24 protein-coding genes and 3 pseudogenes are annotated in these 26,832 nt (G+C 58.8%); 17 read left to right on the forward strand and 10 right to left on the reverse strand.

Annotation, left to right across the window (positions count from 1 at the left end; all coding sequences use genetic code 11):
• Positions 1–106: 106 nt before the first annotated feature.
• The 5 genes from arsH to CKW15_RS01510 form a co-directional block, all read right to left on the reverse strand.
• Positions 107–823, reverse strand: coding sequence for an arsenical resistance protein ArsH (gene arsH / locus CKW15_RS01490; protein WP_095151385.1), 717 nt, complete (start codon positions 821–823; stop codon positions 107–109).
• Positions 816–1,889, reverse strand: coding sequence for an ACR3 family arsenite efflux transporter (gene arsB, locus CKW15_RS01495; protein WP_095151386.1), 1,074 nt, complete (start codon positions 1,887–1,889; stop codon positions 816–818). Before arsB ends, arsH begins: the two co-directional genes overlap by 8 nt.
• 17 nt (positions 1,890–1,906) lie before the next feature.
• A complete protein-coding gene (locus CKW15_RS01500; protein ID WP_095151387.1) occupies positions 1,907–2,377 on the reverse strand; it encodes an arsenate reductase ArsC in 471 nt (156 codons plus the stop codon).
• Positions 2,378–2,404: 27 nt separating this feature from the next.
• Positions 2,405–2,776, reverse strand: coding sequence for a metalloregulator ArsR/SmtB family transcription factor (locus tag CKW15_RS01505; RefSeq protein ID WP_095151466.1), 372 nt, complete (start codon positions 2,774–2,776; stop codon positions 2,405–2,407).
• Between the two features lie 216 nt (positions 2,777–2,992).
• Complete coding sequence (locus CKW15_RS01510) at positions 2,993–3,895, reverse strand: universal stress protein (protein WP_095056746.1); 903 nt, start codon at positions 3,893–3,895, stop codon at positions 2,993–2,995.
• 429 nt (positions 3,896–4,324) lie between these two features.
• On the opposite strand from CKW15_RS01510, the gene CKW15_RS01515 reads away from it, so the two are divergent.
• Together CKW15_RS01515 and CKW15_RS01520 are read left to right on the forward strand one after the other, a co-directional pair.
• Positions 4,325–4,600 (forward strand): hypothetical protein, encoded by a 276-nt coding sequence (locus CKW15_RS01515; protein WP_095056747.1) that lies wholly within the window; start codon positions 4,325–4,327, stop codon positions 4,598–4,600.
• A gap of 40 nt (positions 4,601–4,640) precedes the next feature.
• The gene (locus CKW15_RS01520; RefSeq protein ID WP_095151388.1) at positions 4,641–5,549 is read left to right on the forward strand and encodes an alpha/beta fold hydrolase; all 909 of its coding nucleotides are present in this window, start codon (positions 4,641–4,643) and stop codon (positions 5,547–5,549) included.
• An 87-nt stretch (positions 5,550–5,636) separates the two neighbouring features.
• Here the strand turns inward: CKW15_RS01520 and CKW15_RS01525 are convergent.
• Positions 5,637–6,029: pseudogene (locus CKW15_RS01525) on the reverse strand (zinc-binding dehydrogenase); the annotation flags it as partial.
• Between CKW15_RS01525 and CKW15_RS01530 the strand changes: the two are divergent.
• The gene (locus tag CKW15_RS01530; protein ID WP_095151389.1) at positions 5,976–6,908 is read left to right on the forward strand and encodes a LysR family transcriptional regulator; all 933 of its coding nucleotides are present in this window, start codon (positions 5,976–5,978) and stop codon (positions 6,906–6,908) included. The pseudogene CKW15_RS01525 and the gene CKW15_RS01530 sit on opposite strands and share 54 nt — an antisense overlap.
• 160 nt (positions 6,909–7,068) lie before the next feature.
• Here the strand turns inward: CKW15_RS01530 and CKW15_RS01535 are convergent, their stop codons facing one another.
• A complete protein-coding gene (locus tag CKW15_RS01535; RefSeq protein ID WP_095056750.1) occupies positions 7,069–7,971 on the reverse strand; it encodes a LysR substrate-binding domain-containing protein in 903 nt (300 codons plus the stop codon).
• 172 nt (positions 7,972–8,143) lie between these two features.
• On the opposite strand from CKW15_RS01535, the gene CKW15_RS01540 reads away from it, so the two are divergent.
• The 3 genes from CKW15_RS01540 to CKW15_RS01555 all read left to right on the forward strand — a co-directional run bounded on the left by CKW15_RS01540 (position 8,144) and on the right by CKW15_RS01555 (position 11,606).
• Positions 8,144–9,202, forward strand: a complete 1,059-nt coding sequence (locus tag CKW15_RS01540; protein ID WP_256583044.1) for a polyamine ABC transporter substrate-binding protein — start codon at positions 8,144–8,146, stop codon at positions 9,200–9,202.
• Between the two features lie 68 nt (positions 9,203–9,270).
• Positions 9,271–10,227, forward strand: a complete 957-nt coding sequence (speB, locus tag CKW15_RS01545; RefSeq protein WP_095151390.1) for an agmatinase — start codon at positions 9,271–9,273, stop codon at positions 10,225–10,227.
• Between the two features lie 482 nt (positions 10,228–10,709).
• Positions 10,710–11,606 (forward strand): LysR family transcriptional regulator, encoded by an 897-nt coding sequence (locus tag CKW15_RS01555; protein WP_095151391.1) that lies wholly within the window; start codon positions 10,710–10,712, stop codon positions 11,604–11,606.
• A 57-nt stretch (positions 11,607–11,663) separates the two neighbouring features.
• On the opposite strand, the gene CKW15_RS01560 is transcribed toward CKW15_RS01555, so the two are convergent.
• From CKW15_RS01560 to CKW15_RS01570, 3 genes and pseudogenes are all read right to left on the reverse strand, one after another.
• Entirely contained in the window at positions 11,664–11,930 is a 267-nt protein-coding gene (locus CKW15_RS01560) for a hypothetical protein (protein WP_143498326.1), read from the reverse strand.
• Positions 11,931–12,230: 300 nt separating this feature from the next.
• Positions 12,231–12,656, reverse strand: a complete 426-nt coding sequence (locus CKW15_RS01565) for a DUF2628 domain-containing protein (RefSeq protein WP_095056754.1) — start codon at positions 12,654–12,656, stop codon at positions 12,231–12,233.
• Positions 12,657–12,869: 213 nt separating this feature from the next.
• Positions 12,870–13,160: pseudogene (locus CKW15_RS01570) on the reverse strand (transporter); the annotation flags it as partial.
• A gap of 253 nt (positions 13,161–13,413) precedes the next feature.
• Here CKW15_RS01570 and CKW15_RS01575 point away from each other — a divergent pair.
• From CKW15_RS01575 to CKW15_RS01625, 11 genes and pseudogenes are all read left to right on the forward strand, one after another.
• On the forward strand, positions 13,414–13,842 hold the full coding sequence (locus CKW15_RS01575; protein WP_095151393.1) for a hypothetical protein: 429 nt from the start codon (positions 13,414–13,416) through the stop codon (positions 13,840–13,842).
• 180 nt (positions 13,843–14,022) lie between these two features.
• Positions 14,023–16,149 (forward strand): TonB-dependent receptor domain-containing protein, encoded by a 2,127-nt coding sequence (locus tag CKW15_RS01580; protein ID WP_095151394.1) that lies wholly within the window; start codon positions 14,023–14,025, stop codon positions 16,147–16,149.
• A gap of 202 nt (positions 16,150–16,351) precedes the next feature.
• A complete protein-coding gene (locus CKW15_RS01585) occupies positions 16,352–17,725 on the forward strand; it encodes a glutamine synthetase family protein (protein WP_095151395.1) in 1,374 nt (457 codons plus the stop codon).
• 7 nt (positions 17,726–17,732) lie between these two features.
• Positions 17,733–19,124 carry an aldehyde dehydrogenase family protein gene (locus CKW15_RS01590; protein WP_095151396.1) on the forward strand — a complete coding sequence of 464 codons (1,392 nt, stop codon included), beginning with the start codon at positions 17,733–17,735 and terminating at the stop codon, positions 19,122–19,124.
• A 3-nt stretch (positions 19,125–19,127) separates the two neighbouring features.
• Entirely contained in the window at positions 19,128–20,288 is a 1,161-nt protein-coding gene (locus CKW15_RS01595; RefSeq protein ID WP_095151397.1) for an iron-containing alcohol dehydrogenase, read from the forward strand.
• Positions 20,289–20,502: 214 nt separating this feature from the next.
• Positions 20,503–22,068, forward strand: coding sequence for an amino acid permease (locus tag CKW15_RS01600; RefSeq protein ID WP_095056760.1), 1,566 nt, complete (start codon positions 20,503–20,505; stop codon positions 22,066–22,068).
• A gap of 44 nt (positions 22,069–22,112) precedes the next feature.
• Positions 22,113–22,412: a hypothetical protein gene (locus tag CKW15_RS01605; RefSeq protein WP_095056761.1), complete on the forward strand. Its 300-nt coding sequence runs from the start codon at positions 22,113–22,115 to the stop codon at positions 22,410–22,412.
• 159 nt (positions 22,413–22,571) lie between these two features.
• Positions 22,572–24,311, forward strand: a complete 1,740-nt coding sequence (locus CKW15_RS01610) for a dipeptidase (protein ID WP_095151398.1) — start codon at positions 22,572–22,574, stop codon at positions 24,309–24,311.
• A 296-nt stretch (positions 24,312–24,607) separates the two neighbouring features.
• Positions 24,608–24,892 (forward strand): annotated as a pseudogene (locus CKW15_RS01615) (cupin domain-containing protein); the annotation flags it as partial.
• Between the two features lie 36 nt (positions 24,893–24,928).
• Positions 24,929–25,711: a carboxymuconolactone decarboxylase family protein gene (locus CKW15_RS01620; protein WP_095151399.1), complete on the forward strand. Its 783-nt coding sequence runs from the start codon at positions 24,929–24,931 to the stop codon at positions 25,709–25,711.
• A 2-nt stretch (positions 25,712–25,713) separates the two neighbouring features.
• Positions 25,714–26,784, forward strand: a complete 1,071-nt coding sequence (locus CKW15_RS01625; RefSeq protein WP_095056765.1) for an alpha/beta fold hydrolase — start codon at positions 25,714–25,716, stop codon at positions 26,782–26,784.
• Positions 26,785–26,832: the final 48 nt, after the last annotated feature.

Below are 26,832 nucleotides of genomic sequence, written 5' to 3' on the forward strand. Positions count from 1 at the left end.
TGTGCTCTGTATCTGTTGTCAGTGGGCGTTCGACCGGCTGTCGAACGGGCCGGTGTATTGGATGTGGGCAGGATGCCGAGTGCCGCGTGGACGCATCGGCTGATCCTCAGATGGAGCGCTGATTGACACGTTTCATGAGTTCTTCCGCCGACTCCTTGCGCTCGGAATAACGATCCACCAGATAGTCTTGGCGGTCGCGAAGCAACAGCGTGAACTTCACCAACTCTTCCATCACGTCAACGACACGGTCGTAGAACGGAGAAGGTTTCATCCTGCCGTTGTCGTCGAATTCCATATAGGCCTTCGGTACGGAGGATTGATTGGGGATAGTGAACATGCGCATCCAACGTCCCAGCACCCGCAGCTGATTGACCACGTTGAATGACTGCGAGCCACCGCACACCTGCATGACCGCGAGGGTTTTGCCCTGAGTCGGGCGTACAGCGCCCATCGCGAGTGGCACCCAGTCGATCTGCGCTTTGAACACCGCGCTCATAGAGCCATGACGTTCTGGAGAGCACCATACCTGTCCCTCGGACCACAACACCAAATCGCGCAGCTCCTTCACTCGTGGGTGATCGTCGGGGGCGTCATCTGGCAGCGGTAAACCTGACGGATTGAAGATCCGCGCCTCGGCGCCGAAGTGCTCCAGCAGTCGAGCGGCTTCCTCTACCAGCAGGCGACTGAAGGAGCGTTCACGGGTCGATCCGTACAGCAGCAAAATGCGCGGCTTGTGAATGGAGGTCTTTTCAATACCGAGTTTGTCTGCCGACGGGAGATCAACCAGTTCGCTATCGAGTTGGGGGATGTGGTCATCAAACATAGTCTTTGTCCTGCGCAATGGCGCTCTTGGATTCATTGAACCAGCGGCGTTTCAACCAAAGGGCAACACCGACCAGGGAAATCAGAACCGGCACTTCCACTAACGGACCAATCACTGTGGCGAAGGCGACCGGGGAAGCTAGGCCGAAGGTGGCAATAGCCACGGCAATCGCCAGTTCGAAGTTGTTGCTTGCGGCTGTGAAAGCCAGTGCAGTGGTGCGTGGGTAGTCAGCCTTGAGCAATTTGCCCATCCAGAAGCTGATGAAGAACATCACCACGAAATAGATCGTCAGAGGGATCGCGATGCGCAGTACATCGAGTGGCAATTGCAGCACCACGTCACCCTTGAGACTGAACATGGCCACGATGGTCAACAGCAGTGCCACCAACGTCAGCGGACTGATCTTGGGAATGAAACGTTCCTGAAACCACGCTTCGCCTTTACGAGCGATGAGGATCTTGCGGGTCAGGAAACCTGCCAGGAACGGCACACCCAGGTAGATCAGGACCGACTCGGCAATGCTGACAAAGCTGGTCTCAATCACACTGCCTTCCAACCCGAACAGCGGCGGCAACAGCCCCAGGAAAACCCACGCATACACACTGAAAAACAGGATCTGGAAGATGCTGTTGAACGCCACCAGCCCGGCAACATACTGATTGTTGCCACCCGCGATCTGGTTCCAGACCAACACCATCGCAATGCAACGAGCCAAGCCGATCAGGATCAAGCCGGTCATGTATTCCGGTTGGTCCCGAAGGAAGATGATCGCCAGCGCAAACATCAAAACCGGTCCGATGACCCAGTTCTGGACCAAAGACAAAACGAGGATGCGCTTGTCCTTGAAGACCTCCGGCAGTTCCTCATAACGAACCTTGGCCAGAGGCGGATACATCATCACGATCAAGCCGATAGCGATGGGGATGTTGGTGGTGCCCACAGATAGACTGTTGAGCCACTGCGGCCAGCCTTCGAACAGACTCCCCAGACCGATGCCCAACGCCATGGCGAGAACAATCCACAGCGTCAGGTAACGGTCCAGGAAGGAAAGGCGGCTTTTACTCATGATCATTGCTCCTGTGATTACAGCGCGCCAATCAAGGCCAACTCTGCCTTGAGCTGTTCGGCACTCAGTTGGGAAAGCGGTAAAGCCAGGAAGGCTTGGATACGGCTTTTGATCTGCTCCAAGGTGGCTTCAAAAGCGGCCTCGATCTCCTCTTGCGCCCCTTGGTATTCCGAGGGATCGGCCAACCCCCAGTGCGCCTTGGTAGCCGGCCCGAAAAATACCGGACAGGCCTCACCGGCAGCCTTGTCACATACCGTGATGACGAAATCAGCAGCCAGGTTCACATGGACATCGCTGGACTTACTGAACAATCCGGCTGTCGAAATACCACCTTTCTCCAACGTTATTAGACTCAGCGGATGCACTTTGCCTTTGGGCTGCCTGCCAGCGCTGCAGGCTTTCATACCTTCCGGCGCCAAGTGATTGAAGACCGCTTCACAAAGGATGCTGCGGCAACTATTGGCAGTGCAGAGAAACAGGATTTTCATCGAGCGGTCTCGTAGTCAAAGGCGGAATCAGGTGATTTTGCTTTCACAGCACGCGGCTGCGCGTTCAGGGCGGTCGCCCATGTCATCAAGGCGTTTGGCATCAAGGCTCAACCAGTGCTTGTTGCTTTCCAGCACAGTGGTCAGCACGTGATGAACCCAATCCGGGAGATTCGGGTGCAGCCGGTAATACACCCATTGGCCTTGCCGCCGGTCCGACAACAGGCCGCAGGTGCGCAGTTGCGCCAGGTGCCTGGAGATTTTGGGCTGACTCTCGTTCAACGCGCAGGTCAGCTCGCAAACACACAGTTCACCTTCACGGGTGATGAGCATCATCGTGCGGACCCGAGTGTCGTCAGCCAGGCATTTGAAAACAGTGGTCGGTGTCAAAGGCTCAGCCATATCGAGGCCATGGGCTTTGCTGGTCAAGGTGAAGTCTCGCCTAATATGCGGTTTGGCGAATATATGGTTATCCGCATATAAGGTAAAGAGGCAACGAACGACTAATCCATGAAGTCGATTGGCTGTCGTCCTGGAGATGGCGGGACAGAGGGCAGTCCCTCCCCCCCGCCTCGATCGCAGCGACGCTATTGGCGAGTCATTTAATCGCCCATTTACTTACGGATCTGCAGCACCCGAAACGGCGAAAATGTTGCAGGGCACTTGATACAGCACATGCTCCGTCGTACTGCCCACCCATTTGCCCAGTCCCTTGCGATGGGCATTTCCCATGACGATCACATCGGCCCGGTGATGGGCTGCAAACTCGGCCAACGCTTTGCCCGGTGGCCCTTCAACGAAGTGTTGTCGCTCAAGGGGCACACCGTAGTGGTCGGCCAATGCGCTGAATGACTTTTGTAGCGACTTGCGCACATCGCTGCTGAAACCCGGCATCGTCACGGCCCCCGCGCCGGCGTCGGATAGATGCGTCTGCGACAGATCGTAGGCATGCAACAGATGCAACTCCGCGTTGCACTGCATGGACAACCCGTTCGCCGCCTGGATGATGCGATCGTTGATGCCGGTGATCTGAGTCTCGGGGTGTGATGGATCGACTGCCGCCACGACCACCCGTGGCAGTGGACACCTGACTTCGCTGACCAAGTGCACCGCCACTGGACATTCGCGCAACAGGTGCCAATCCAGGGGCGTGATGAAAACGCGTTTAAGCGCAGACTCGTGTTGCACGTCCTTGATCACCAGATCCGGCTGCATTTCTGCCACATGCCGAAGTATTTCTTGCAACGCGGTTCGCGTGACAAGCACTTCAGTACTCACCGTGACCCCGCGCCCGCGGATCAGATCGGCTTCATCCTTCAACCATTTTTCGTTCTCTTGCTGACAGGCCTCACGAAAACGCGCACCCGCACTCGTTAACTCCAAGAGGTGGGAGTCTTCGATGAACACTGTGATGTGCAGCGCCGCGCCCGTGGCCTCGGCAATGGCGACAGCTCGCTCCAACGCCGGGGTATGACGCATGGCGGGACCGACTATCAGAAAGAGTCGTTGATATTGGCTCATGTAACACCTCCAAACGTTCCGGGATATCCAGCGCCCCCAGCACTCTGGTCAGTCACGCCACCGACGATTGACTATCGCCTCAACTTTTTGGATCGACACTATCAATATACGCCTGGATACCATGGTGTGCCTGCCTTGTAGAGCACAGCTCCGGCGTGTTGCTGCGGCTGTTTAACCAGGCCATAACCAAAGGTAAACACATGCTGATTTAGTCAACCTTCAAACGGTGGGAGTATCGGCCACCATGATTTCGCGCCTGCGCTTGATCCGTCGCCAGTTGCGCCCTTCCTTCCCGAAATCAGAAGATTCGAACCAAGTTGCCCCGATATCAGCCCTTCAGATGGACCGGCGGGCAGGCACCTCGAGAGCAGACCTATACTGCCAAGTCATGTTGGGTCAGTGACAGCTTTGATCTCGAGGATAGGCGACATGGACCTTGATCAATTTGAAATGCTCCTCGGCGACATCTATGAGTCCGCCTGGTCAACGGCACACCGGAGCAAGGTGCTGAACCGGCTGGCGCAAATGACCGACTGCACAATTGCGCACCTGTATATTTCCGACCATCGCACCCGCAGGATCCTCGAGTCCTACTGTGGTGGGGATGAGCGGCCACTCAAAGAAAATGATATCGCTGTAGGTTCGCGGGGAAAATCGCATCCAGTAAACAAACATATAGCTTCGCAAATCGAGTTTCGGATATAGGTCTACGCTTCTCCATTTACACACACTTGGAGACACCGTGATGATCCGAGCCCTGCTGATCGCTTCCATGCTAGTTGCCGTCAGCTTTCCAGCGACTGCTGAAGTGACGCCATTCCCTTCATCGTTTCGTACGCAAGACATCGCAGTAGACGGTGCCAAAATCCATGTGCGCGTGGGCGGCAAAGGGCCAGCTGTCGTGATGCTGCACGGCTTCGGCGATACCGGTGATATGTGGGCTCCTTTAGCCGCCGACTTGGCCAAGGATCACACCGTTGTAGTGCCTGACCTCCGCGGCCTGGGCTTATCGTCTATTCCGGAGGGAGGCTACGACAAGAAAACCCAGGCGGGCGACGTTCGGGGGGTGTTGGCGGCGCTGGGCATCGAGAACGCGGTGATCATTGGCCACGACATAGGCACCATGGTCGCCTTTGCCTACGCCTCTCGCTATCCGCAACTGACCGATCAGTTGGTGGTGATGGACGCACCTGTGCCGGGTATACCACCGTGGAACGACATTGTTCGCTCGCCAATGCTCTGGCACTTCGACTTTGGCGGCCCCGACGCCGAGCGTCTGGTGGCCGGCCGCGAGCGCATTTACCTCGACCGTTTTTGGAACGAGTTCGCAGGTGACAGTGCCAAGGTCGATGAAGCCACCCGACAGCACTACGCCAAACTCTATGCCCGCCCTGGCACCATGCGCGCAGCCTTTGCCCAGTTTCGCAGCATTCGCCAGGATGCGGTGGACAACGAAACGTCTATGAAGACAAAGCTGACCATGCCGGTGCTGGCCGTGGGCGGCGAAAAGTCCTTCGGCAACAACGAAGCGATCGTGATGCGCAATGCCGCAGACAACGTCAAGGAGCTGGTAATTCCGGGCGCAGGACATTGGCTGATGGAGGAAGCGCCCACTCAAATCATCCAGGCGATTCGCGATTTTATAACCCAGTGACGGAGTCTGAGTCTCGCCCGGCTCGACTCCGGAGTTGAATCTGCTGCGAGAGGCGAAAAAAGGCGCCGTATTGGCGCCTCAAAGTTATTAAGCGATTTTGATCATAACCTTTCCAAATGCTCCCCTCGCGAGATGCTCGTAAGCTTCTCGTGCTTTCTCGAACGGATATACCTGGTCGATCACGGGACGGATCTTGTATTCGTCGAGGAACGTATTCATCCGGTCGAACGATGAGCGCGGCGCTACAGCGATACCGCGAATGGTCGTCTGGCGAAAGATAAGTGGCATCAGATTGAGTTCAACGGTCTGGCCCGGCTGGATTTGTCCAAAGTCCACCAGCGAATACCAGGCCGTGAGCGCAGCAATAGGAAGTGTTGCGGCCTCTTCGTCGCTCATGTTGTCAGGTGCACCGACGGCGCTGTCCTCATGGATAATCATGTATTCGGCCAAACCACCGGGCAATGGCGAGCCGAAGCAGTACTTGCCGAACTCGGCAGCTTTACCAAAGCCGCAGAATCGCTGGACATCGGGCGACCTCAGGTCACTCGGTATATCCAGGAGTTGGAGAGGTCATTAGGTGTGCGCCTGTTCCAGCGCACCACGAGAAAGGTGGCACTCACCGCCGAAGGCGAGAGGTTCTATGAGCGGATACAGGAAATTCTGGCGGGTATTTCTGCTGCGACCTCGATGTTCGACCGATCCGGAGCAACGCTCGCAGGCCGACTTCGCGTCGATATTCCGACCGCTTTCGCGCAAATGGAATTCATCAAAAGCCTTAAAGAATTCACCGCCTCCTACCCCGGTATCAACATGGTACTGGGTGTGACTGACCGGGCCGTCGATCTGATCGGTGAAGGCATCGACTGTGCATTGCGTATCGGCGAACTACCGGATTCGACTTTGATTGCTCGCCCTATTGCGATGGCGACCATGGTGACGTGTGCAGCGCCCGAGTATCTGCACGAGCATGGTGAACCCGAAACACTCGACGATCTGGCCTCCCATCGTGGCGTTAACTTCTTGTCCGGTCAGAGCAACAGGACATTGCCTTGGCATTTCTCGGTAAAAGGTCAGGATCGCGCGTTTGTGAGTAACGCCGGCATCACCGTCACCGAGTCGAATGCGTACGTTCAGTGCGGGGTGTCGGGCTTCGGAATAATCCAGGCACCAGGAATCACCGTGGCCAAGCATTTGGCCAGTCGCGGTTTGGTGGAAATTCTAAAGCCCTATCGACCAGCCCCTCGGCCTGTGTCATTGCTGTACCCAAGCCGGACGCATCTGGCGCCACAGGTTCAAGTTTTTATTGAGTGGCTGCAAGAGCGTTTTCCGCAGCTTCATTCTGACTGGCTGAAACCATAGCGATCATTGAACCAGTTCCGTGAGCGCCTGCTCTGGGCCGGCTGCAGCCCTTCGCAACAGGCAGCAACCAGTCAAACGCAGCTGCTCAAGACGCCTAAAAATCCAAAGGTCGTTCAGCTTTGTGCTGAACCACGTGAATGTTAAACCGCCCCGACAACGCTTACGGGTAGGCCGGGACTGTCTTTGCCTGCTCGATCAGCCAATCGATGAGCAACGCTATTTCAGGGACATCGCGACTCTCTTCGTTGCAGATACAGAAATAATCCATCCCCGTCGGCACTTTCAGTGCAAAGGGCTGCACCAGGCGGCCCTCGTCCAAATCGCGTAATGAATTGATCTCGTCGCTGAGTGCAACACCATAGCCATCTCGCGCCGCCTGCAGGGCAATGCCGAAATCTTCCAGATGAACATCGGCATCACCTGGGTAAGGCAAGCGCGCCTCAAGTAGCCAGCGCCGCCATTGAGCGCCGTCATCCTCATGCAACAGGCGGTGGTGAACAAGGTCGGACGGCTGCTTGAGCGCACGCGGTCCGCGCAGCAATTGCGGGCTGCAGACGGGAAACATATGCAGGCTTTGCAGTGGCCGCCACCAGAACCCCTCCCACGTCGGAGCGTCGTAGAGCACGGCGATATCGGCCCTGCGCCAGTCCACCTCGCTGATGTCGTCGGCAGTAATGACGCGCAGGTGAATGTGCGGATGTTCTGCACGAAAGGCGAACAACTTCGGCATCAGCCAGGCCGCGCCAAAAATCGGTTCCGTGGAAACGGTCAGGACTTTCGTCACCGGCTCCTGGAAGTACGCCTCGGAAATCTGTCGCACCCCTTCGGTGATCTCGCCGATGCCGCGGGCTACCGAGCGTTGTAGCGCCAGGCCTCGTTCGGTCAGCACCAAGTGGCGGCCCTGCTTGTAGAAAAGATCGATGCCGAGTGAGCCCTGTAACGCTCTTATCTGCTGACTGACAGCCCCGGCGGTGACATGCAGCTCAGCGGCGGCCGCACCGACATGGCCCAGCCTTGCAACACATTCAAATACGCGAAACGCATGGAGCGGAGGTAAGGGCATGCGGGCCAACCGTTTAGTTTTTCTGCCTATTTTCCTGTCAGTTTATATAGATTGATTGGAATTCGAGCAACCGCAACAATTCATCCGGAGCCAGGCCAAAAACAATAATTCAAAAGGTGAGAAATTGATCAAGCACAAACTCCCCCGTTCGCTCCTCGCTACGCTCTGCAGCCTGGGCCTGCTGACTGCTAACGCGTATGCGCAAGAGCGCACGCTGCGTGTCTACAACTGGTTCGACTACGTCGCCCCGCAGACGCTGGACAACTTCAAGAAGGAGAATGGCGCAAATCTGGTCTACGACATCTTCGACAGCAACGAAACCCTGGAGGCCAAACTGCTTACCGGCCACTCCGGCTATGACGTGGTGGTGCCGTCCGACAGTTTCCTCGCCAAGCAGATTCAGGCCAACGCTTTCCAGCCACTTGACCGCAGCAAGCTCCCCAACTGGAAGCATCTGGACCCGCAACTGATGAAGCTGATCGAGGCCAACGATCCAGGCAACCGCTTCGCCGTGCCTTACCTGTACGGAACCGTGCTGATCGGTTTCAACCCGGCCAAGGTCAAGGCTGCGCTCGGCGAGAACGCGCCGGTGGACAGCTGGGGCCTGATCTTCAAGGAAGAGAACATTGCCAAGCTCAAACAGTGCGGCGTGGCCCTTCTCGATTCGCCGACGGATATGATCCCCATCGCCCTTCACTACCTGGGTCTGCGGCCCAACAGCACTCAGGCCAAGGACTACGAGAAGGCCGAAGAACTGCTGAAGAAGATCCGCCCCAACGTCGCCTACTTCCACTCCTCCAAGTACATGACCGATATCGCCAATGGTGACATCTGCGTGGCCGTGGGTTATTCCGGAAGCTTCTCCCAGGCAGCCAATCGCGCCAAGGAGGCCGGTAACGGCGTGGTGGTGGACATGCGCTTGCCCAAGGAAGGCGCACCGGTCTGGTTCGACGTGCTGGCCATCCCCAAGGATGCGAAGAACCCGGAGGATGCCCATGCCTTCATCAACTACTTGCTGCAGCCGCAGGTGATCGCCCCGATCAGCGACTTCGTCGGTTATCCCAACCCGAACAAGGACGCCACTGCCCTGGTCAGCCCGGAAATCCGCAACAACCCCAATCTCTACCCCGCCGCCGACATCCAGACTTCCCTGTTCCCGCTGGTGCCACTGCCGTCCAGTGCAGAACGCGCTCGCACCCGTGCATGGACCAAGCTCAAGTCAGGAACCTGACAGTAAATTGCGCTGTGTGAGCGTACACATTTCTGGGTCTGCTTCAGTTAAACCGCATTGAGAATCCCATGCTAAATGACAATTCAATAATCGATCAGGCGATGACGCGTGACAGCCTGTATGGCACCGACGGTGAACCGACCTACGGTGGTATCACCAGTTTTATGCGGCGTCGCTACACCCGCGATTTACGTGGCGTGGATATCGCCATCAGCGGCATTCCGTTCGATACCGCGACCAGCAATCGACCGGGCAGCCGCTTCGGACCACGGGCCATCCGCGAAGCATCGGTACAGTCCGCCTGGGCGCGTCACTGGCCTTGGGAATTTGACCCGTTCGATCTGCTGGCGTGTGTCGATTATGGCGACTGCTATTTCGATTACGGCACCCCGGCGCAGACCCCGGCGGCGATCCGGGCCCATGCCGAGCGGATCCTGGCGGCGGATACTGCGATGCTGACCCTGGGCGGCGATCACTTCATCAGCTATCCGCTGCTGCAAGCTCACGCGGCCAAGTATGGTCCGCTGTCATTGATCCATTTCGATGCGCACCATGACCTGGAGTCGGACGGCGAGGACAAGCGTATCGACCACGGCTCGATGTTCTATCACGCCGTCCGCGAAAGGCTTGTGGATCCTGCACGGTCCATCCAGATTGGCCAGCGCACGACCAATGACGACGTCATGGGCTTTCAGGTGCTCAATGCCAGCGAAGTGCATGATCGCTCTAGCAAGGAACTTGCGCAGATTATCCGGGCGCGCGTTGGCGACCATCCGGTCTATCTCACCTTCGATATCGACTGCCTCGACCCGGCGTTTGCCCCAGGCACGGGGACGCCGGTCTGCGGTGGACTATCGAGCCATCAGGCCTTGGCGATTCTGCGAGGTCTGCGCGGTATCAACCTGATCGGCATGGACGTGGTCGAAGTGGCACCGCCCTATGACCACGCCGAGATTACTGCGCTTGCCGGGGCCGCGCTGGCGATGGAGATGATCTGCCTGTATGCCGCGCGGCATAAGCTGTAAACCAGGGGGCTGGGCAGGCAACCCCGCCCGTTGAAACACCGCGTCCTGCTTAGTACCCAGGGGCTACAGAGGAGTGAATGAGCTCCGCAGGCCTGAGGGTAGTTTTTTATAGCTGGCCGGGCGCCCCACAACAGATCGAAGCCTTCGCGCAGACCTGCCGGGGCTTCGCGGGTGTCATCTCCTCGAAGGTGCCGGCCACTGGATACAGCGAGAACGCGCATCAGTGGTCAACGAACTGCTGTTGGGCTTTCTGAACGAGCCTTGATGAAGCAATTGAATGTCTATCCCAAGTGGGAGGGTTGTCAGTTAGCTGACCTGTCACGCTTATTTTTCCCTTTCTTTTCCGATGACCAGAAAATGCTCACCTCCATGACCAACCAGACAGCCCCCCTTGAATAAGCGCGAAAAGTGCCAGCTCGGGACTGCATGCTGCACACCTGCTTTAATACTCACCTCTCATTCATCCTGCAGTAGGTGCCATCATGGACATCAAGCAACTCAAATTCCTGATCGCCCTGGAGCAGACTCGACACTTCGGCCAGGCAGCTGCGCGCTGCCACATTACTCAGCCGACGCTGTCCATGCGCTTGCGCAATCTTGAGGATGAACTGGGTCTGGAACTGGTCACCCGAGGCCAGCGTTTTGAAGGATTCACCCAAGCGGGTGAACGCGTGCTGGCCTGGGCCAGAACCTTGCTGGCCGCCCATGACGGGTTGTTCGCCGAAGCCGCTGCGTGTCGCGGTCAGTTAGTCGGTAATTTGCGCCTGGGCCTGGTGCCACTCAGCGGCTTCAATCCAATCGGCTACATTCAGGCGCTTGGCAAAACCTTTCCGGAGCTCAAATACAGCCTGTCTTCCATGAGTTCAGACCAGATCATCGAAGCCCTGGGCACCAACCAACTGGACTTGGGTGTCTGCTATCTCGACCATGTGAACCCCAATTACCTGGAGTTTTTCGAACTGGGTGAAACCCGCGTCGGTTTACTGTACGACACGCGCCACTTCCATTTCGAAGGCACTGAAATGAGCTGGGAAGATGCCGCCGAACTGCCCTTGGGGATGATCAGTAATGGCATGCACTATCGAAAATCCATCGACCTGAGCTTCCGCAGCCGCGGGCTCGATCCGCAGCCGATTCTCGAAAGCGATTCGACGTATCAGTTGTATCAGGCAATCCACGAAGGTTTTTGCTGCTCGATCATGCCGCTGGACAGTGTCCTGGAAAACCCGATCGAGAATCTGGCCTTTATCAACCTGCCGGATGCCAGCGTGCTCGCCCCCCTGGGCCTGGTCATGCGCAAAACCGAACCGCGCTCGGCCATCGCCGAAAAATGTTTTGCTGAAGCCCGAAAGCTGTTTTGCGCACAGTCTGGGAGCTGATGCCGACTTCCCTAAAGCCCGCCTCGCGGGCTTTTTATTCCCTGCCCTCTGAACATCTTACCGCCATTGGCGTTTTTTCTTTTTGGCGCTCTTGCGTTTTACGCCAGCAGGCTCAGCGCCTGGCGCTGGATCCTTGAGGGCAACCGTGGTCGATGGCCGCCGGAATCGATCCAGATCCCTGGTCCCCTTGCGCGCCACTTTGGCAACCAGCCAATAGAAAACGATGAGCAAGGGCACTGGCATGACCGCCATCAGCAGTGCGTGTTTGACGTCCGATAGACCGCTGGAGTCCACGTCCTCCAGCAACGAGACCAGTAGAATCATGGTCACCAACCACGAAAACAGGTTGCACATGCAGAGGGTCATCAACCGATAAAAAATCCGCCAGGGCCTGGAGGGATGATCGATGTTCTCGGAAGATGGCGGGATGACTTGTTGAGGTATCACGACACAGCAGCCAATGATTCCGGCGGCAAACTGAAAGGCTAAAACGTAAGGTGTCAGTGTCATGAGGAGGGGCAATCAAGTGCAGTGGCGAGGAGCACGCTGAGGAGTACACATGCGCTCTGGGCTTGAATCAGGGTCATATTGGCTATGACCCTGAAGCTCTGTTTCTGGAATTGTTTACCAGCGCATGCCTTTAAACGGATTCCATCCCTGTTCGCCTTTTCGTTCCTTGAGGTAGTAAGCGTAGTTGGTCGAAAGGGCGTAAAGCAGATTGAAGCAGAAGCCCACGGCAAAGTTGATTTGCTTGGCAAAGCTGACGTCGACGAGAGCGAAGACAACGTCCAGCGCGAGGGAAATGGCAATGAGGATCGCAAGCAGCGTCAGGTTTTTCTTCCACAGGCCCAGCACAAACAGGTAAATCGGCCCAAAGAAGAACGCAATGATGTTGGCGTTGATCTTTATCTTCTGTTTGAAGGGAAGTTGCTGCATTGCCGATTTGTAATCCGGTGCATTGGGCGCACCGTGAGCATCAAAAAACGCGAAACGCTCCTGCCATTTTGCGTTGTACTTGCTGCTGTCTTGCACTTGATCTGTCGTGTTCATTCAATAAGTCCTTTAATCCCTGAATGGTGTGTCTTCCAGATGTCCTTGGTGCTGCGTTGTATCTGGCCTGTTTCATATAGCCAATGCCAGTGTCATGAATGACCGGCAGATATGTCAAGTAGCCACCAAGCCACCGTATGAGCGCTCCTCCCGAAGTAAGTTCCCACGCCAAACCTATTTTTTACACACCCTGTTCGGCGCTGGCCCTACTACGATACCGGACTTGTCCGCTTGCCCGCCGGGAACCAGGCCGTGCTGGTCAATGACCGGCAGGATGGTTCGGGAAATCAGATTCCACTCGTCGTTGATACTGAAAGGCAGCACTGGCCGGATATTGATGACGCTTTGATAACCCTCCCCGCGGGGGCCGAGTTTCTGGTTCCAGTTGTATTGAATAGGCACGCTGTAGAGTGCGGCCACCGGGTTGAGCGATTGCTTGGCCAATTCTGCCTGGCTATCGGCTGACAGGCCGATATCGGGATAAATGAATGCAAAAGCCACCACCGGTGTGTAGCGATTTTTTTATTCATCAGCAACGCTTCCCGACTTGGAGAACATGGACTACCACTTGATAGGTGTGGCTGATCCAGGCCGGTTCAGCTTAGTTCAGGTTTTCTCGACTATAACTAAACGAATTGAGAAGGACAGCGCCGCGCCAGCGGGCTGAATGCCGATCTCTGGGTATTCATTCGCAGTTGCGCCTGATTGAACGGCCAACAGACGTTGGCTCAATACACTTCCAGCAGAGGATGCTGACATGCCCCCTTCTTCATCGCATCGACTCTCAAGATGGCAGCGACCGTTGCTCGTCGCGGCCCTCGTTGCCAGTGTGCTGGCGTTAGGTGCCTGCGCATCGGTAGATGCACAGACCACAGCTTATGTCGGCGTCGAACACCCTGAGCCGACCCTGCCCAACGAAGTCCAGGTGCTACGCACTGAACCGACAAGACCCCATGTGCGGTTGGGCGAAATCCTGGTCGATGCCTCGGTCGAACCGGCACCGCCGATCACCGAGATCGAACAAAAACTGCGTGAAGAAGGCACCAAACTTGGCGCGGACGCCGTAGTTGTCGTTTACGACCGCATTCAACCCGTCGCGGCCTATGTCACTGGGCCGTTGTGGAGCCGGGACATCGAAACGATTCAAGGACGCAAGCTGAAAGGCATTGCAATCAAGTACCAATAACGAGGTGAACCGCAAGGCAGTTAAGCTGTACCTGCCTTCTGCAAAAATCTTGTAGGAGCGAGCAAACTCGCGCCTACAAGACCTCCCCCGGCAAATAAAGCAAAATTGCCATGTGTTCCCCTCGTTCTTTCATACGTCGCAGTGTTCACTGCCCGTTTTTGTCTGTCTGGAGTTTTCTCGATGTCCTCGCCCAATTCCCTGCCCGCAGCGCTGCTGGGGCTGGCCCTTGTCTGTCCGGCCATGACCCAAGCCCAAGGCCTGGAACTGGGGCAAGTGCTGATCGGCGCCGAGGATCAGAGCGACGAAGACCAGACGATCGAAGACGCCAAGGCCCGGCTGGCCGAAGTGCCCGGCGGCACCAACGTGGTCGACATGCGCCGTCCGCTGCAAGGTCGCGTCGCCAGCAATCAGGATGTATTGGCCTATCAGCCCGGGATTTACGCCCAGTCTGCTGGCAACGAAGGAACCAAGATTTCGATCCGCGGATCGGGGATCAACCGTGCACCGGGCGCCCATGCTTCGGGGCTGTACGCCATGCTCGACGGTCTGCCGTTGACCGGTCCTGGCGGTACGCCCTATGAATTGCTGGAGCCGCTGTGGCTCGATCATGTGGAAGTGTTGCGCGGCGCCAACGGTTTCGACAGGGGTGCATTGGCCTTGGGCGGGGCCATCGACTACATCAGCCATACCGGCTACGACGCGCCGAAATTGCAGGTGCGCTACGCGACAGGCAGCCACGGTTATCAGCAGCGTCAGGTCAGTTCCGGGCAGGTGTTGGGAGCGTTCGACTACTACGTCGCCCTGACCGATGCGAACGCCGATGGTTATCAGGACCACACGGCCAGCAAGAGCCAGGGTGTCATCGCCAACTTCGGCTATCGCTTCAACCCGAACCTGGAAACGCGCTTCTACCTGCGCCATCGCTCGACCGACAACGACCTCGCGGGCCGCGTGACCAAACACTCCATCGAGCACGACCCACGGGCAGCCAACCCCGCCTACGTGAAACGCGACGACAGCCGTGACCAGCCCGGCAGCACGTTTATCGGTAACAAGACCACGTTCTACATTGATGACGATTCAAGCATCCAGACCGGCCTTGTCTACCACGACTACCCCATGGACTTGCGTGAGGGGCCCAACCGCCTGAAGGTCGCGTACACCGATGTCAGCGGCACGTTCGATTACAAACGCCGCGACACGCTTTGGGGCCTGGCGAGCAACAGCACGATAGGCCTGCGCGTCACCAAACATTTGCCCAATGCCGGCGCCAGCGAGTTCGTGCGCATCCCCACCGGCAACACCGCCGGTTATGCCCCGGGCACGCTCATGCGCAACTTCACCTATCAAGGTTCGGACACGGTCCTGCATGTGGGCAATGATCTGGAAATCGCCGATGACCTGTGGCTGACCACCGGCTTCGCCGCGATCTACACCCGTCGTGAAAGTGACGTCACCTACCCGCAAGAAGGCGGCAAGACCAGCCTCAACGATTGGGACTACGCCCCGCGCGTGGGCCTGCGTTATCAAGTGACGCCGGACCTGCAACTGTTCGGCAACCTGAGCCGCTCGGTCGAGGCGCCACACCCGTGGTCGCTGATCTACAGCTCCAACATTCGCTTCCCGGTCGGCAGCGGCCCGGCCACCGGCACTCAGCGCGACCCGATCGAGCTGCAAAACCAGACCGCGACCACCCTGGAACTCGGCGGTCGTGGCGACAGTGCGATGGGCCAGTGGAGTCTGTCCTGGTACTACGCTCAAGTACGCCACGAATTGCTGTCGGTGCTGCCAGATGCCAACGCCACCACGCCTTACGAACTCAACGCCAGCCCCACGGTGCATCAGGGCGTGGAAGCCAGCCTGCAAAGCAACCTGTGGTCCGGCGACGATGGCGGCCAACTGAACTTGCGCCAGAGTTATACCTTCAGCGACTTCCACTACAGCGACGACGATCGCTTCGGCGACAACCGCCTGCCGGGCCTGCCGATGCACTACTACCAGGGCGAACTGCGCTACGACTGGACGCAGGGTTTCTTCACCGCGCTCAACACACAGTGGGTGTCCAAGGTCGCGGTCGATTACGCCAACAGCTACTACGCCGATCCTTACGCGATCTTCGGCGCGACCCTGGGCTACAACGCCCCAAAGGACGACTGGCAGACCTGGCTGGACATCCGCAACCTGACCGACAAGCACTACGCCGCCACCGTCACGCCGGGTTACGACGACAAAGGGATGGACGCGGCGCGGTCGACGCCTAGCGAGGGAATGGCGATGTACGTCGGGGTGTCGTGGAGCCTGCGCTGAGGCCTCGCTGCACAGCTGAAATGTCGCTGAACAAACGGGAAAAAACAGGTTTCGATCATCGAAACTTGCGAAAAGCGACAGTCAGCTAAGCTTAGGGTCAGCTAATTGCCCACGATGCTCGCGGCGGCAGTGTTTGGATTTTTCTGGAGAGCGTCTGCAACAGCTATTCAGAGAATTCCAAAATTAGAGCAGGACTGCCGTGATGACCGAGCCTCTCCTCAGCTTTGACGAACTCAAGCGTGCTGCTGTCAGCGGCGAAATCGACACCGTGCTGGTGTGCATGGTCGACATGCAAGGTCGACTGGTCGGCAAGCGATTCCAGGTCGAGTTTTTCATCGACAGCGGCCATGAAGAAACCCACTGCTGCAACTACCTGCTGGCCGACGACATCGACATGGAACCGGTGCCAGGGTACGCGGCCGCCAGCTGGAGCAAAGGCTACGGCGACTTTGTGCTCAAGCCCGACATGCGCACCTTGCGCAAGGTGCCGTGGCTGGAATGCACGGCGCTGGTGCTGTGCGATGTGCTCGATCATCACCATCGGCAAGACCTTCCCCACAGCCCGCGGGCGATCCTGAAAAAACAGGTCGAGCGCCTGCGCGAGCGCGGCTACACCGGCATGTTCGCCTCGGAACTGGAATTCTACCTGTTCGACGAAAGCTACGAGGCCATCCACAAACGCAACTACCACAAGCCGAAAACCGCCGGGCATTACATCGAGGACTACAACATCCTGCAGACCACCCGCGAAGAACCGGTGTTGCGGGCGATCCGTAAACACCTGCAAGCCTCGGGTATTCCCGTCGAAAATTCCAAGGGTGAATGGGGCCCGGGCCAGGAAGAGATCAACATCCGTTATGCCGATGCCATGACCATGGCCGACCACCACGTCATCATCAAGCACGCCTGCAAGGAGATCGCGCAGCTGCAGGGCAAGGCGATCACGTTCATGGCCAAGTGGCGTTATGACGCGGCCGGTTCCAGCAGCCATATCCATAATTCGCTGTGGGACAAGAACGCGAAAAAGCCGCTGTTTTATGACGCCAAGGCCGAGTTCGGCATGTCCATACTGATGCGCTCCTGGGTCGCCGGGCAGCTCAAATACGCCAACGACATCACCTGTTTTCTCGCGCCTTACATCAACTCCTACAAGCGTTTCCAGGCGGGCACGTTCGCCCCGACCCGGGCGGTATGGAGCCGTGACAACCGCACCGCCGGCTTTCGTTTGTGCGCCGAGGGCAGCAAATCCATCCGCATCGAATGCCGCATTGGCGGCGCCGACCTCAACCCGTACCTGGCCTTCGCCGCCCTGATTGCGGCGGGGCTGGCCGGCATCGACGAAAAACTCAGCCTCGAAGCGCCCTTCGAAGGCGATGCCTATGTCGACGAGCATTTGCCGGAAGTCTCCAAGACCCTGCGCGAGGCCAGCGCCGCGCTCAAGGGCTCAAGCATGTTGCGCGAGGCGTTCGGTGACGAAGTGATTGACCACTACGTGCACACCGCCGAGTGGGAACAGAAAGAGTACGACCGACGGATCACCGACTGGGAACTGCAGCGCGGCTTCGAGCGCTATTGAGTAGCTCATGACTTCAATCATTCAACTGATCTCACCGGTCGATGGCCGGGTCTATGCCGAACGTCAGTACGCCGATGCGGCCGCGATCGAACAAGCGCTGGCCTCCGCCGCAAACGCCCAGAGCCAATGGAAACGTCGACCGCTAAGCGAACGCGCGGCGTTTTGCAGCGCTGCGGTGGACGCGATGCTGGCCATGAAGGATGAAATCGTCCCGGAACTGGCCTGGCAAATGGGTCGCCCGGTGCGCTTCGGCGCTGGCGAACTGCGCGGTTTCGAGGAGCGTGCACGGCATATGATCGCCATTGCGCCTGACGCACTGGCAGCGCACGAACCCACGCCCATCAACGGGTTTCGACGGCTGATCAAACGTGAGCCACTGGGCACCGTGCTGGTGGTCGCCCCATGGAATTACCCGTACCTGACGGCGGTCAACACGATCATCCCGGCACTGATGGCCGGCAATGCCGTCATCCTCAAGCATGCCTCGCAAACGCTGCTGGTCGGTGAGCGTTTCGCCGAGGCCTTGCGTCGCGCTCATCTACCCGATGGGTTGTTCCACAACTTGCTGCTCGATCATGCCCAGACAGCCGCGATCATTGGCTCCGGATGTGTGCAGCAAGTGAATTTCACCGGGTCGGTGGATGCGGGCAAGGCCATGGAAAACGCCGCCTCGGGACACTTCCTCGGCGTGGGTCTGGAGCTTGGCGGTAAAGACCCGGCCTATGTGCGAGCGGACGCCAATCTGGAGCATGCGGTAGAAAACCTGGTGGACGGCAGCTTCTTCAACTCAGGACAGAGTTGCTGCGCCGTGGAACGGATCTACGTCGATGAAAAAATCTACCCGCCGTTTATCGAACGCTTTGCCGAGTTGACCCGACAGTACGTGCTGGGCAATCCGCTAGATGAAGCCACCACGCTCGGTCCGCTGGTGACACCGGGGGCGGCGTTCTTCGTCCGTGGGCAGATCGCCGAAGCGTTGGCACAGGGCGCCAAGGCCCTGATCGATTCGCAAGCCTTTGCCGCCGACGTGCCGGGCAGCGCCTACCTCGCGCCGCAGGTGCTGGTCGACGTGACCCACCAAATGTCGGTCATGCGCGATGAAAGCTTCGGTCCGGTGGTCGGCATCATGCCGGTGAGCGGCGATGACGAAGCCATCGCCTTGATGAACGACAGCGAGTTCGGGCTCAGCGCGTCAATCTGGACCCAGGACCTCGATGCCGCCGAACACCTGGGCAACCTGATCGACACCGGCACCGTCTTCATGAACCGCTGCGATTACCTGGACCCGACGCTGGCCTGGACCGGGGTGAAAAACAGCGGGCGCGGCGTCACGCTGTCGCGCCTCGGCTACGAGCACCTGACCCGCGCCAAATCCTTCCATTTGCGCCACGAGATTTGAGCCATGAGCCTGACTGGAAACTGGAATTACCCCACGAGCATTCGTTTCGGTGTCGGCCGCATCAGCGAGCTGGCCGAGGTCTGTCGCAGCCAGGGTATCCAGCGACCGCTACTGGTCACCGACAGTGGCCTGGCGCGGGCCCCGATCACCACGGCCGCACTGAACGCGATGCGCAATGCGGGCCTGGGGGCCGAGTTGTTTTGTGACCTCAAGCCCAATCCCGTCGAAGCCAACCTGGCCGGTGGGCTCGACGCCTGGCGTGCGGGAAAACACGATGGCGTCGTCGCCTTTGGCGGCGGCAGCGGCCTGGACATGGGCAAGCTCATCGCCTTCATGAGTGGCCAGACCCGCCCCGTCTGGGACTTCGAAGACATCGGCGATTACTGGACCCGCGCCGATGAAAGCCGCATCGCCCCGGTCATTGCCGTGCCGACGACCGCTGGCACGGGCTCCGAAGTGGGCCGCGCCGCCGTGATCATCGATGAGCTGACCCACACCAAACGCATCATCTTCCATCCGAAAATGATGCCACGCGTGGTCATCAGCGACCCGGCCCTGAGTGTCGGCATGCCGGCCAAAGTCACGGCCGGCACCGGCATGGATGCCTTGTCGCATTGCCTGGAAGCCTACTGCGCCCCCGGTTTTCACCCAATGGCCGACGGGATTGCCGTGGAGGGCATGCGACTGGTAGCCCAGTCGCTGGTGCGTGCGGTACTCACCCCGTCCGATCTTGAAGCGCGAGGGCAAATGCTCGCGGCGGCGGCGATGGGCGCCACTGCATTTCAGAAAGGTCTGGGCGGTATGCATGCGCTCGCGCATCCGATCGGCGCGCTGTACGACACCCACCACGGCATGACCAATGCGACGCTGATGCCCTACGTTCTGAAATTCAATCGCCCGGCCATCGAAGAACGCATCACCCGTCTGGCTGCGTACCTGCGCCTGCCCTCCCCGGGCTTCGACAGCTTCATGGCCTTCGTCCTCAAGCTGCGCAAGGACATCGCCGTGCCGCACACGCTGTTCGAGTTGGGAGTGGATGAGCAACAGGCCGAGCTGATCGCGGACATGGCAATTGTCGACCCTTCCGCCGGGGGCAATCCGTTGCCCTTGACCAAGGCCGGCGTGACGGAGATTTTCCAGTCGGCATTCCACGGACGTTTGTAGGCGCGAGCTTGCTTCGGGCGGCGTTCCGACGATGGACTCAAGGGCGGCGCGTTTATTCAGAAAGCACGCGTTATCGTTGACGTCCATCGCGAGCATGCTCGCTCCTACAGACAGGTTTATCGGTTGCAAACAGGAGCAGTACGACAAGGGGTTGAAGGCCAGACCATCCGGTATTCCGGATGGATGCGTATCAAAACCTGAAGGGGCACACAACATGAACCCAGCAAGCCAGCCCGGCACCGGCGCACCGCCAGACGACGACACCAAGGTGCTGCACAGCATGGGCTATGCCCAGCAGCTCTCGCGAAGAATGGGCGTTTTCTCCAACTTTGCGATTTCCTTTTCGATCATCTGCATCCTCTCCGGTGGCATCAACTCTCTCGCCCAGGGCACTTCCGGGGCGGGCGGTGCCTCAATCGGCATCGGTTGGCCGATCGGCTGCCTGATCTCCGGGGTGTTCGCCCTCGCCATGGCGCAGATCTCCTCGGCCTACCCCACCGCTGGCGGCCTGTATCACTGGGGTTCGATCCTTGGTAACCGCTTCACCGGATGGCTGACGGCCTGGTTCAACCTGCTGGGGCTGGTCACTGTGCTGGGCGCAATCAATGTCGGTACCTATTACTTTTTCTTCGGTGCCTTCGGCCCGGGATTGGGCATGGAGGACACCACCACGACCCGGGTGATTTTCCTGGCGATCCTGACCGGGGTGCAGGCCTTGTGTAACCACTTGGGCATCGGCCTGACGGCCAAGCTCACGGACTTTTCCGGTTACCTGATTTTCGCCACTGCGCTGGCGTTGACCATCGTTTGCCTGATCTCGGCACCGAGTTATGAGTTCGCCCGACTGGTGACGTTCGCCAACTATTCCGGTGAGGCCGGCGGCAGCGTCTGGCCAGCGGTGTCCAACGGCTGGATTTTCATGCTCGGCCTGCTGTTGCCGATCTACACCATCACCGGCTACGACGCCTCCGCGCACACCTCCGAAGAAACCCGCAACGCCGCCATGTCGGTGCCACGGGGCATGGTGATGTCGGTGGTCTGGTCGCTGCTGTTCGGCTGGGTGATGCTCAGCTCGTTCGTGCTGATGCTACCGAACATGGATGAGGCTGCCAGCAAAGGCTGGAGTGTGTTTTTCTGGGCCATGGACACTCAGGTGAACCCGACATTGAAGCTCGCGTTGTACGTGGCGATTTTCATCTCGCAAGTGCTCTGCGGATTGGCGACAGTCACCTCTGTTTCTCGCATGATCTTCGCCTTCTCCCGTGACGGCGGCCTGCCGTTTTCCAAAGCGCTGTCTTCGGTCTCCCCGACCTTCCGCAGCCCGGTCGCGGCGATCTGGACCGGTGCCACCCTCGCCGTCCTGTTCGACTGGGGTTCGTCGGTGATCTCGGTCGGTGCGACGCCGGTTTATACGATCGTGGTTTCCTGCACGGTGATCTTCCTGTTCTTCTCCTTCATCATTCCTATCGTGCTGGGTCTGTTTGCCTACGGGACACCGAAATGGCCGACCATGGGGCCCTGGAACATCGGGCGCTTCTGGTACACCGTGTTCGCCCTGCTCTCGGTGCTTTCGATGGTGATCATTTTCATCATCGGCATTCAGCCACCAAATGATTGGGCGCTGTACATCACCATCGGTTTTCTGGTGTTGACCGCCATCGTCTGGTTCGGCTTTGAAGCCCGGCGCTTTCAAGGCCCGCCGGTGGGTGACATGATCGTCAAGCGCCAGGCCGAGATTGCGGCGGCGGAAGCGGCGTTGAACACGCGCGCGGGTGGCTGACGCCATTGCGTTCGGCCCGTTGGCGACACAGAGGGGGAAGCTGGATGACTGGAATAACAGAGCGCAAAGGCTCGACCTGGGGCCTGCTTTCCCTGCTCGCCATCAGTCTGGTGTTGATTCCGGGCTGCTCAGGCAACAAGTCCACGACTCGCTATGCGGCCCCCCGCATTGGCTCGGCGTGTTATGCAAAAGCGCTCCCCACTGTAGGTGAAGGCGGCCTGGCCTGGGGCGACACCTTGAGCATGGCGCGGCAAAAATCCCTGAGCAATTGCGCGCGCTATGCGGGGCGATCCGGTGGCACGCCGAGTACCTGCCAAGTGGTGCTATCAGAGTGCAAGCATTGATACAGCGGATTTTCGTTTGTGCGCCGCTTTTGCATTGCTGTGCGACAGATCCCACTTCATGGGCTCCCGTATCGCACCCTCCTGATGGTAGTTTTGGAAATATCTGATTAAACAATCAGACTTTTCCCACAAACCGCCTGCAAAGGAATGCCACCAGAAATGGACTTTTCACTCAAGCACCTGGCCGCGGCCAGCCTGATGCTCGCCAGCCTGTCGTCGTTCTCCACGGCCGCGCACGCCAACATTTCCCCGCAACAGAGCACGATCATCCTCAAGACCTTCAGCGATGCAAAGGTCACGGATTTCCGGCAGTTCCTGGGCAGCCTGGCCAAGAGCGACATCGCCAAATCCGACGACCTCGGCTCGGCCATCCGTGCCTTCCTCGACAACAAGCCGTTGACGGCAGAGCAGCAAAACGAAATCCATCGTTTGCTTGGCCTCTATGCCCGTGTGAAGTACGGCAGCGCAGCCACCGAAACCTTGAAGGAACTGGTGGCCATTCCGACCGTGCGCGTGGACGGTGTTGAGCAGCACGACAACCCCGAATTCATCAAGATTGCCGAGAAGATCAAGGGCCTGGCCAAGTCGTTCAACCTGAACTTCCGCAACATCGACAACCGCGTGTATGAAATCTCCCTCGAAGGCACCGGCGATGAAGTCGTGGGCATTCACGCCCATGCCGATGTCGTGCCGGTCACGCCGGATAACTGGGTGTTGCAGGACGGCACCCGCCTCGACCCATTCAAAGTCACCCTGATCGGTGACCGCATGTATGGCCGTGGCACCGAGGACGACAAGAACGGCATCGTGGTTTCGCTTTACGCCATGAAAGTCATCAAGGAAGAGAAACTGCCGCTGGCGAGAAACTTCAAGCTGCTGGTCGACACCACCGAGGAAACCACGGGCGACGCCATCCCCTACTACTTCGAGCGCAACCCGACGCCGAACTACAACCTGGCGCTGGATGGCGGCTACCCGGTGGTGATCGCCGAGAAAGGCTACGGCACCGTCATGGCCAGCTTCGCCAAGCGCGCCGCGCAAGGCAAAGGCGCAGAAATCACTTCGATGACCGGCGGCCTGGCCACCAACCAGATTCCGTCGACATCGGTCGCGACCCTGGTGACAGACAAACCCGCAGAACTGGCGGCTGACCTGCAAAAGGCCGGCGCGGAGTACGCCAAACGCAATGGCGGCAACTGCACCGTCGCCGCCAAGGTCGACGGCAAGGACGTCAAACTGACGGTCACCGGCGTTTCCGCCCACTCCTCCGAGCCCGAGTCCGGCGTCAACCCGGTCGCCAGGATGCTCGACTTCATCAATGGCCTAGACGGCAAGGTTGCGTTCAAGCACAACGAGATCACTGACGCTGCCCGCTACGCCGCTGATAACTGGGGCCTGGATTACCTGGGGGGCAAATTGGGGGTTGGTTTTTCCGATGAGTTCATGGGCCCGCTGACCACGTCCCTGACCTATGTCGGCATGGATGACAAAACCTTCAAACTGGCGGTCAACCTGCGTGTACCGAAGGGCAAGTCGCCTGAAACGCTGAAATCCGAAATCGCCGGAAAACTGGATGCCTGGAGCAAGAAGAGCAAAATCGCCCCGGTCTTCGACTACGACATTGCCGAACCGATGTTCCGTAACCCCGAGGGTGAATGGGTCAAGGCGTTGCTCGCCGTGGCCAGCGAAAACCTCGGCATGGAACACAAGTTCGGCACCTCTGCGGGTGCCACGTCGGTGCATGAACTACCCAATGGCGTGCAATTCGGCCTGGCCATGCCAGACGTCAAATACACCGGCCACAACGACAACGAGTTCAAGACCACCGAGCAGTTCCTGCTGGACTTGCAGATCGTGACCGAAATGATGGGCCGCATCGGGCAATTGCCGAAACTCTGATATCCCTTCGGACCCGCCGCCCTGGCGGGTCCATTTGCCTTCGCTTCCACTCCAAATGACATGCCTTCCCCAGTAGGAGCGAGCCTGCTCGCGAAAAACCAGAGCACGCCGCAGTGCGCCTGGTTTCCCGCGTCATCGTTGGCCTCCATCGCGAGCAGGCTCGCTCCTACACGGGTGTCGGGCGGATTAATGAGCAATCCTCATGAACCCTTGCCGATTTACCCGTCTAGTGTCTAACCCCTCGCTCACTTACTGTTTTCACGATGTCATGAGTCACGATCCATCACGCTGCACGCGGTGGCACGGTGACCTTCGAACCCGGCGCACGCACGGCGTGGCACACCCATCCGCTGGGGCAGACGCTCATCGTCACTGCCGGCGTCGGCTACGTACAGCAAGAGGGCCGCCCACGTCAGGAAATTCGTCCGGGTGACATTGTCTGGATCCCGCCGCAGACACGTCACTGGCACGGCGCAACGGCCGCCGACGGGATGACCCACATCGCCATCGCCGAAGCCGAGGACGGCAAGGCCGTCACCTGGGCGGAAAAAGTCTCGGATGCGCAGTACCAAGGTCAATAGCCTGCGCAAGACCTGTAATGGATGGAGCTTTTTACGATGACCACTGACTCACCGAATGCACATCGCAAGACCGGCCCCCTCCCCGCGCTGATAGCCCTGTGTCTGGGTTTTGGGTTGGTGTCAGGGGTTGCCACTCGGAACGCCGAGGCATCGCAACCCATGGTCAGCACACAACCCGCATCAGAAACGTTGTCGACCCGGCAACAGGCCATTCCACTGATCGCCGCGTTCATGGCGACCAGCGACATGCCCAAGCTCAACGAAGCCTTGAACCAGGGCCTCGACGCTGGCCTGACGGTCAGTGAAACCCGGGAAATCCTGGTGCAGCTCTACGCCTACGTCGGTTTCCCACGCAGCCTCAATGCATTGAATGAACTGATGACGGTGGTGCAAGCGCGCAAACAACGTGGCATTCACGATGAGCCTGGACGCGAACCAAGCCGTGCCATTCCCACCGGTGAGGCTTTGCTCACGGCAGGCACGGCCAATCAAACCCGAATTTCGGGCGGGCCGGTCAAGGGGCCGGTGTTCGAGTTCGCCCCGGTCATCAACCAGTTCCTGCAAACCCACCTGTTCGGCGACATCTTCGAGCGTGACAACCTCGACTGGCAAAGCCGTGAACTGGCGACCGTCGGGGCGTTGGCCGCAACGCCGGGGGTGGAGTCGCAGTTGCGCTCGCACATGCGGGCGAGCCTGCGGGTCGGGCTGAGCGCAGCGCAATTGCGCCAGCTCACCGAGCAGCTGGCAAAGGGCGACGAACCCGCCGCCAAACGTGCAAGCACGGCCCTGGCACAGGCGCTTGACGCCTCGGGAGGTTGAACATGAAGACCGGAAAAAACCTGCTGAGCGCTGCGTTGCTGAGCTCGCTTGCCGCCTGTGCAAGCCATGCCAATGCCGCCGCGCCCTTGATGATTCAGGAGCAAGGCAGCTTCGCCGCTGGCGGGACGATGATCACCGCACCGGGCACGTTCGATCCACGCAAACCCATGACGCCAGATGGCCAGACTTACCACGGCGACCATGCCTACACCTTCTACCAAATCCCGGTCGATGCGCGAAAACTGCCCATCGTCATGTGGCACGGCGCAGGCCAGTTTTCCAAGACGTGGGAAACCACCGCTGACGGCCGCGAAGGTTTTCAGAATATCTTTCTGCGGCGCCAATACGGTGTGTATCTGATCGACCAGCCGCGCCGGGGCGATGCCGGGCGCAGCATGGTCGAGGCGACAGTCAAGCCTGTCCCGGACGAGCAACTGTGGTTCAACCAGTTCCGCATCGGCCTGTGGCCCAACTATTTCGAGGGTGTGCAAGTTGCCAAGGATGCGCAAACGCGCGACCAATTCTTCCGTGCGATGACACCGAACACCGGGCCGTTCGACATGAACGTGGTCTCCGATGGCGTGTCGGCGGTCTTCGAAAAAATCGGCCCGGGCATCCTGTTCACGCACTCGCAGGGTGGCGGGCCGGGTTGGTTGACGGCGATCAAGAACGACAAGGTCAAGGCCATCGTCGCGTTCGAGCCGGGCAGCAGTTTCGTCTTCGCGCAGGGTGAAGTCCCCGCACCGATTCCCAGCGCGTTCGACACGGTGCAAGGCGCAGCGGTGCCGATGGATCAATTCATGGCGCTCACGCGCATTCCGATCCTGATCCTCTACGGCGACAACATTCCGGAGCACGCCGTCGACCTGCCCGCCCAGGACAGTTGGCGCGCCCGCCTCACCATGGCCCGACTTTGGCGCGATGCCGTCAACCAGCATGGCGGTGATGTGCGGCTGATCCACTTGCCGGAGATTGGCATCAAGGGCAACACGCACTTCCCCATGTCGGATTTGAACAACGTGCAGATTGCGGATCTGGTGTCCGGGTTTCTGACAGAAAAGCATCTGGATTGACGGCTACAGAACTTTTTTCAAACGGCCTTTTTAGTGCTAAGGAGATGC

It is taken from the genome of Pseudomonas sp. Irchel s3b5 (assembly GCF_900187435.1).
Taxonomy (GTDB): domain Bacteria; phylum Pseudomonadota; class Gammaproteobacteria; order Pseudomonadales; family Pseudomonadaceae; genus Aquipseudomonas.